The 7,415-nt window shown below is 62.9% G+C and carries 5 protein-coding genes; 1 reads left to right on the forward strand and 4 read right to left on the reverse strand.

What is annotated here, in order from left to right; translation table 11 throughout:
• Nucleotides 1–3 precede the first annotated feature (3 nt).
• From AC3WRN_RS16345 to AC3WRN_RS16360, 4 genes are all read right to left on the reverse strand, one after another.
• Nucleotides 4–2,001: a tetratricopeptide repeat protein gene (locus AC3WRN_RS16345; RefSeq protein WP_492623773.1), complete on the reverse strand. Its 1,998-nt coding sequence runs from the start codon at nt 1,999–2,001 to the stop codon at nt 4–6.
• A gap of 90 nt (nt 2,002–2,091) precedes the next feature.
• Nucleotides 2,092–2,535, reverse strand: a complete 444-nt coding sequence (locus AC3WRN_RS16350; protein ID WP_492623774.1) for a pilin — start codon at nt 2,533–2,535, stop codon at nt 2,092–2,094.
• Between the two features lie 342 nt (nt 2,536–2,877).
• The gene (locus AC3WRN_RS16355; RefSeq protein ID WP_492623775.1) at nt 2,878–3,321 is read right to left on the reverse strand and encodes a pilin; all 444 of its coding nucleotides are present in this window, start codon (nt 3,319–3,321) and stop codon (nt 2,878–2,880) included.
• Between the two features lie 118 nt (nt 3,322–3,439).
• Nucleotides 3,440–4,831 carry a glycosyltransferase family 39 protein gene (locus tag AC3WRN_RS16360; protein ID WP_492623776.1) on the reverse strand — a complete coding sequence of 464 codons (1,392 nt, stop codon included), beginning with the start codon at nt 4,829–4,831 and terminating at the stop codon, nt 3,440–3,442.
• Between the two features lie 280 nt (nt 4,832–5,111).
• On the opposite strand from AC3WRN_RS16360, the gene AC3WRN_RS16365 reads away from it, so the two are divergent.
• Entirely contained in the window at nt 5,112–7,241 is a 2,130-nt protein-coding gene (locus AC3WRN_RS16365; protein WP_492623777.1) for a dipeptidyl-peptidase 5, read from the forward strand.
• Nucleotides 7,242–7,415 lie beyond the last annotated feature (174 nt).

A 7,415-nucleotide genomic window follows, 5' to 3' on the forward strand; every position in this document is an offset into this window, starting at 1 on the left:
CCGTCAATCTGGAGCGCTCGGTTGGAAGGAGTGATTGGGAGTATTCACGGAGCCAGCCTTCGCGTCGAGAGTGAGTTGGCCGCGCAGGTGATCCAGCTCATGCGGCCAGTAGTGTTGGCGCTTGAGCACCCATTCATGCAGCCATGGCATGCCGAAGCCGGGTTTCATAGTATTCCCGCTGACAGCCTCGTAATGGTCAAGCAAGCGCAGGCCGTGTGATGGGTAGCCGGTGCGGCCCAGGGTCGCGGCGGCTTCGAGGGCCATGCCGGGTCGTACCTGCAGGTCGAGTGCACGGTTGAAATCGGCCAGAGCCGCATCCGGCTGGCCCTGTGCGAGCGCGATCTTGCCGCGCAGGTAGGTCAGATCTTGTTGCGGCCCGGCGGCAGACAGTTTCGGATTCTCAAGCCCGGTGTCGATCAGCTTCTGCAGGCCTTGTGCGGTCAACCCCGGGCACCCGCCCAACATCACCACAGGCAGCGTGCGCTCGAACCAGTTGGCGAAGAGGGTGCCGGTATTCGGCGTGCCCTGCATGGCAAGCTGTGCTGCAGCGAGATCGGCGGCCGTGATGCCACCGGTCATACAGCGCGCGCCGATCAGGTTGAAGGCGAGTTGCACCTGACTTGGCTGGTTTGCGAGCAGCTTTTCCAGGCGCCCAATGGCCGCTTGCGGTTGCCCGGCCTGCATCTCGATCTGTGCGGCATTGGTCTGAGCGCGTGCGGAGTCAGGATTGATCCTGGCCCACAGCAAGGCTTGGCTGTGCACGTTGCCCCACAGCTCGGCGCGGGCATGGGTCATCCAGGCCAGACCCAACGGCAGCACCAGCATCAGGGCGTACTTCAGCAAACGCAGCTTGCGAGTGTCGGCCAGCCACAGGCCGAGCGGCCAGAACATCAGCATGGCGGGCAGGTAGTTTCGATGCTCGAAGTAAAGCTCCAGCGCAATCGAGGTGGATTCCAGCAACTGGCCGGCGAAGTAGAACAGTACGGCCAAGGCGAGCGCGGGGTGTCGTCGACGCTGCCACCAGGCAATCCCGATCAGGCCAAGCACGATCAGCATGGCGGGTAGGGTGGTGGCGGGTTGCAGCCACGAGGTCGAGGCGACGTACTGGTCGTTGAACAGTCCGCTGGAGAACGGGCGCGGCAGCCACAGCAACTGCAGGTAGTCCAGCAGCACGCGCGGCTCGGTGAGCATGCGCTGGCCGACGCTCCACGGACGGAATCCGACCGGGCCACTGGCAAGCACGCCATGGAGGCCGACCCACGACAAATAGCCAAGCATGGCGGTGGCAGGGATGACGCCGAATACAAGCAGGGTGAGGCGGTACGCTTGCCGTGTTCTACCCAGGGACATGGGATACCGTGGTGCAAGCACGATGGCCTCGATCAGCAGGGCGAACAGCGGCAACAAAGCACCGTTGGCTTTGGCCATTACCCCGAGTGCGGTGAAGCCGCCGAGCCCAAGTGCACTCCAGGTCAGGCCAGTCACAGTCCTGCCCTGGGTCAGCAGGTCACGGCCATGCAGCCAAAGCAGCATACCGGCCATTGTGCAGGTGGCCGGCAGCATGGCTTCGCGCTGCACGATGTAGAGCGTGGTGGAGACCAGTAAGGGGTGCAGTAGCCAGAGCGCGGTTCCCAGCGAGGCGGCTATCCGGCTGCGCCGATCATCATGGCCTAGCAGGCGACCCAGTCGGGCCAGCAAGGCGTAGAGCAGGATCCCATTGAGCAGGTGCAGGATCAGGTTGGTGCGCTTGAACGAGTGCGGATCCGCAGGCCAGTCGTGGGCGTCGAGCAGGAACGTCAGCAGCGTCAGTGGGCGTCCCGTGGGGTCGGCGATACCGGAAGTGATGTAGCGCCAGAATGCCGGCCAGTTGTCCACTGGACCGGTGGCTCCCAGCGTCGGCAGGTTACCGAAATCGTCGAACAGGAATCCGCCGCGCAGGCCTGGGTGATAGGCCCAGATGGCGATAGCCAGAATCGCACCAATGTGTAGCAGGATGAGCAAGGTGCCAGCACGGGATCGCATAACGGTTCCGGATCAAAAGAGAAGGGCCGCACAGGGCGGCCCTCCGGGATCATTGCTTGAAGGATGCGATTACTTGCGGCACGAGGTCGGTAGGTACTTCGGGCTGATGGTGGTGTACGTGGTGTTTGCGCAGGTCCACTCAGTCGAGCCGGTATGAGTGATCGCCGACAGGCCGAACTTCAGACCAGAAATGTTGGAGTTGGCGCTGTTGCCGAACGTGACCTGGATAACGCCGCGATTAGTGGTGGCATCAACCTGGGTCACATACTTGCCCTTGATAGCGGTCACGGCAGGAAGGCCGGCCGATGCCTGGACACCCGGGAACACGCCAAGGTTGGAGTAATACTCGGAGATCGCTGTCTTGGAGCCATCGGCCAAGGTCGAAGCTTCGGACACCTGTGAGCGAACCAGGTAGTCCTGGTAGGCCGGGATGGCGATGGCGGCGAGGATCGCGATGATCGCAACCACGATCATCAGTTCGATCAGGGTGAAGCCCTTCTGCATCTTCTTCATGGTGGTTCCTCTGTTTTGGTTAGCTAACCGTGTGATGCCCCCTGAGCTCCAGTCCCTTTATCCCCCTAGGCGGGAACGGACCCCATTCGCATGGTCGGAACGACCAGGAAGCTCGCGGCAAAGTCAAGCAGCATATATGCCACGTTTGCCGCCGGTGTATTCACTCACAACCGTAGACGATGGGATTGTGCCCAGCGTCACGGAAGCCTGCAAGCAATACCGTAGGCGCCCTCCGACATGGGAAATTGTGACTTGGATGCCGGGTTGACAAGGCGCGTCATTCTTGGGCAGTAAGTGACGCAATTTGTCATTAACGCGTCGAGGCTACATGCACCGGAGCGTCTAGCTGCGGCAGGTGGAGGGCAGGTACTTTGGATCCAGTGTGCTGGTCGTACAGGTCCAGGTGATGCTGCCGGAGTAGGTGGTGGGTGAAAGCAACAGATAGATGCCACCCCCGTTGATGTGAGCGTTGGCCTTGGGCCCCTGATAGGTCACCTTGACCGTGCCACCCGTCACCTCCACGCTGGAAACATAGCTGCCTGAGATCGACGTGCTCTTGGACAGGCCGGCCGACTGATTGTTGGGCGGGAAGCGCCCGGTGTTGGAGACGAAATCCCAAACGGCGGCCTTTCCCCCGCTTGCCAGACTCATGCCCTCGGTGACCTGGGTTCGAATGAGGTAGTCCTGATAGGCCGGTATGGCGATGGCGGCGAGGATCGCGATGATCGCCACGACGATCATCAGTTCGATCAAGGTGAAACCGGCGGAAATACGCTGGCGCAACATGGTGGACTCCCCTGTGAGTACACTGGGATAGGCACGTTTTGTACCAATCGCAGTCTGGGCTGCGTGCGATTCATCACACTTGCAGCAAGTGCAGGCAAGATCCTTGCTTAAGAGTCCGTCACCTTGCAGCGCTGGGAGTGCTCTGCTTGCTGGCGTGCATGTGCTTCAGCCAACACGAAACTCCCCAACATGCAGTAACGGCAAGCAGCATCTCGAATGGCCTGAACGGTATCGAGTAGCGCGGCTCGGCCTGTAGCGTGGTGTAGACCAGCGTTGCAAACGTCAATATGCAGATCATGGAGATCAGCGAGGTGTAGCCAACCGGCGTGTCTCGTTCACTTAGATCGCGTCGACGCAGCCACGTCACCAGCAAACCTGTTAGTGCCAGCAGCATCAGAGGCAGGTTGAGAACGTGGCAAATTGCAGCTAGGGCGATCCAGGGTGGGTTGATCTGGAACGGTGCATTCTTGGTCGGGTAGACGTAAAGGTCGCCCTGTCCGATGACGACACCCCAGCCCCATAGCTCCCGCGGCTTCTCGATCATGTACCAAGCGGCGTAGCGCCAGGGATGCTGGCCGAAACGCCGCATGATTGTCCTGGCGCCATCCATGGGCGAGTCCAGTAGTGCCGCGTACTCTTCGTCGACGGCGCGCAGCGTGTCGTGCGTGCTTGCTTGTGTGGCGGCATCGCCAAATATCGAATTTCGATACGCGTCGTGATAGTTCGGCCACGAGCCCTGCACAAAGTTCTGCAAGGCGCGGTCCTTGGATGAGTTGCCGGCGGTTGGGGGGGGAATTTGCATATTGCGGACGGCCCAAACCCCGGGCAGCAGCAACGCTCCTACTGCCAGGGCCATGCAAATTTTTCGGGGTGCCAGTTTGCGCCAGGCCATGAAACCTGCCAGCAAGATCCCGAACGGAAGCAGCACGGCGTTGGTCAATGCCGCTGCACCCAGTGCGAGGCCCGCTGCTGCTGCCCATGCCGTGCTCCCGCGCCGGTATGCCCGGGCGAACAGCAGCAACCCGAGCGCGCACAGGAACCCGAACAGCGTTTCGGTTAGCAGGTAGCCGTTGATCGTGATGCTGTGCGGCCAGACCGCCATCAGCAGGCCACTGGCGATGGCCCAGCGCGTTGGCAGCCAGTATTTGCCCAACTGGGTGGCCAGGGTAACTGTCAGCGCCCCCAGGAGTGCCTGGCACAGCAGGACGGCGGCGTACCACGCATCTCCCGCACCCAGCATCTTTATCCAGAACGCCAGAAAGAAGGGGTACGCCGGGTCGCGGTAGTTGTCTGGGTGGAGTATTGCGGCGTCCGCCGCGTCTTTGGCGAAGACGCCGTGGTGCACCAGGTTCCATGCGTACGCGAAATATTGCGTAGCATCCCCACGTACTGGCTCCAGCACCAAAGCGGTGCTTACGTAGTACCAGCGCAGCGCCACAGCAAACACAGTAATGGCCGACAGTGCTAACAACCAAGGCCAATGTTTTTCAGTGGGAGCGGGAGTGTCCATGCGTCGCTATCTGCGGTTGTCCGGTCCCTTAGTATGCATGGCCTCTGCAGTCGGTGTAACGGCGAGCATGCGACCACCAGTCGATATTGCTGCGGTTGTGCACGACGATGTTGCGAAGGCCGACGTGACCCGGGCAGGCACCCTTCGTATGACATGAAGTCCGCGCGTTCGCAGAGCAACCGTGTATATGGTGCTGCCGTATGTGCCAATCACGGCAGAACTTGCCTGTGGCGGATTTGCCGCTTACCGTCACCGCTTTCACCACCCGAGGAAGCTCCCCATGAAATCCCTGATTGCCGCGCTGCTGCTTGCGCTGGCGGTGGCGCCCGCGATGGCGCAAACCGCCGTGGATACTACGTTCGTGAAGGCACAAGGCGCGCATGCGTTCAATGTGCGCGATCTGGTGATGATGGATCGGGTCAGCGACCCGCAGCTGTCGCCGGACGGGCGTTACGCGGCGTTCGGCGTGCGCAGTACCGACTACGATGCGAACAAGGGCGTCAGCGCGGTCTATGTGCTGGACCTGGCCAAGGGCGGGCAGCCGGTGAAGGTGGTCGACAAGGGCAGTTCGGCGCGCTGGTCGGCGGATGGCCGCAGCCTGTATTTCGTGGCGCCGGCCAAGGGCGTGGCGCAGTTGTGGCGGGTGGATCTGGGCGGCGAGGGTGGCCTGAACCTGGCCAAGCATGCTCCCGCCGTGCAGGTCAGCCACGGGGTGCTGGACGTTGGCGGCTACAAGCTGTCGCCGGATGGCAAGCAGGTGTTGCTGTCGTACGAGGTGTATGCCGATTGCACCACGCTGGCGTGCACCCAGCAGCGCATCGATGCACGCGCGAAGGACAAGGCCAGCGGCACGCTCTACGACAAGCTGTTCGTGCGGCATTGGGACACCTGGGCCGACGGCCGGCGCAACCAGCTGTTCGTGGCCCGCTTCGACGGCAAGGGCCAGCTGGCGGGCGAGCCGAAGCGGCTGAGCCGCGGCATCGACGGCGATGTGCCGAGCAAGCCGTTCGGCGACGAGAACGAGTTCAGCTTCGCGCCGGATGGCAAGACCGTGTACTTCAACGCGCGCATCGCCGGCGCCAGCGAGCCGTGGTCGACCAACTTCGACGTGTACAGCGTGCCGGCGGACGGCTCGGCCGCACCAAAGAACCTCACCGCTGAGAACAAGGCGTGGGATGCGTACCCGGTAGCCTCGCCGGACGGCAAGACGCTGTACTACCTGGCGATGAAGACCCCGGGCTTCGAGGCGGACCGTTTCGCGATCATGGCGCTGGACCTGGCCAGCGGCGCGAAGCGCGAGGTCGATCCGCAGTGGGATCGCTCGCCCGGTGGCCTCACGATTTCCGCCGACGGCAAGACGCTGTACGCCACCGCCGACGACAACGGCCAGCATCCGCTGTTCGCGATCGACGCGGCCAGCGGCAAGGTCAGCCAACTGGTCGGCGAAGGCACGGTGGGCGGCTTCTCGCTGGCCGCCGGCAAGCTGCTGCTGACCCGCGACGACCTGAAGCGGCCGGCCGACGTCTACCTGGCTGCCGCCGACGGCAGCGGCTTGAAGCAAGTCACTCACTTCAATGCGGCGGACCTTAAGAACGCGAAGGTAGGCGACGCCGAGTTCTTCACCTTCAAGGGCTGGAACAACGAGACCGTGCAGGGCTACGTGGTGAAGCCGGTCGACTACCGGCCGGGCAAGACCTATCCGGTCGCCTTCATCATCCACGGCGGTCCGCAGGGCGCGATGGAGAACGGCTGGAGCTACCGCTGGAACCCGCAGACCTACGCCGGCCAGGGCTTCGCGGTGGTGACGGTGAACTTCCACGGTTCCACCGGCTACGGCCAGGCGTTCACCGACTCGATCTCCGGCGACTGGGGCGGCAAGCCGCTGGAAGACCTGAAGCTGGGCTGGAAGGCCGCGCTGGACAAGTACCGCTTCCTCGACGGCGACCGCGCCTGCGCGTTAGGCGCCAGCTACGGCGGCTACATGGTGTACTGGATCGCTGGCGCGTGGAACCAGCCGTGGAAGTGCCTGGTCGACCACGACGGCGTGTTCGACGCACGTGCGATGTACTACGACACCGAGGAGCTGTGGTTCGAGGAGCGCGAGAACGGCGGCACCCAGTACGAGCACCCGGAGAACTACGAGAAGTTCAACCCGCTCAACCACGTCAAGGACTGGCGCGTGCCGATGCTGGTGATCCACTCGGCCAAGGATTTCCGCATCCCCGACACCCAGGGCCTGGGCGCGTTCACCGCGCTGCAGCGCCGCGGCATCCCCAGCCAGCTGCTGCACTTCCCGGACGAAAACCACTGGGTGCTGAAGCCGCACAACAGCATGCAGTGGCACGACTCGGTGAACGCCTGGCTGAAGCAGTGGACGGCCAAGGACGCCCCGAAAGCCGCCTCGCATTGAGCCGACTTGGGTGACAAAAACGGCGGCTTCCGGGCCGCCGTTTTTGTGTTCCGGTTTTGGTGCCTCCCCCTACAAGGCCGGTGGAGCACGGCTTTGTGGTGGTGCGGGCTTTTGGTTCCTCCCCCTGCATGCAGGGGGAGGCTAGGAGGGGGTAGCTCCGGGCTGGCGAGCAAG

This window comes from Rhodanobacter sp. FW101-FHT13A11, from assembly GCF_058790335.1.

What these genes read in the sequence shown, in the direction of transcription:
- AC3WRN_RS16350 (WP_492623774.1), bottom strand. Translation starts at nt 2,535, where the DNA reads ATGAAGAAGATGCAGAAGGGCTTCACCCTGATCGAACTGATGATCGTG.
- AC3WRN_RS16360 (WP_492623776.1), bottom strand. Translation starts at nt 4,831, where the DNA reads ATGGACACTCCCGCTCCCACTGAAAAACATTGGCCTTGGTTGTTAGCA.
- AC3WRN_RS16355 (WP_492623775.1), bottom strand. Translation starts at nt 3,321, where the DNA reads ATGTTGCGCCAGCGTATTTCCGCCGGTTTCACCTTGATCGAACTGATG.
- AC3WRN_RS16365 (WP_492623777.1), top strand. Translation starts at nt 5,112, where the DNA reads ATGAAATCCCTGATTGCCGCGCTGCTGCTTGCGCTGGCGGTGGCGCCC.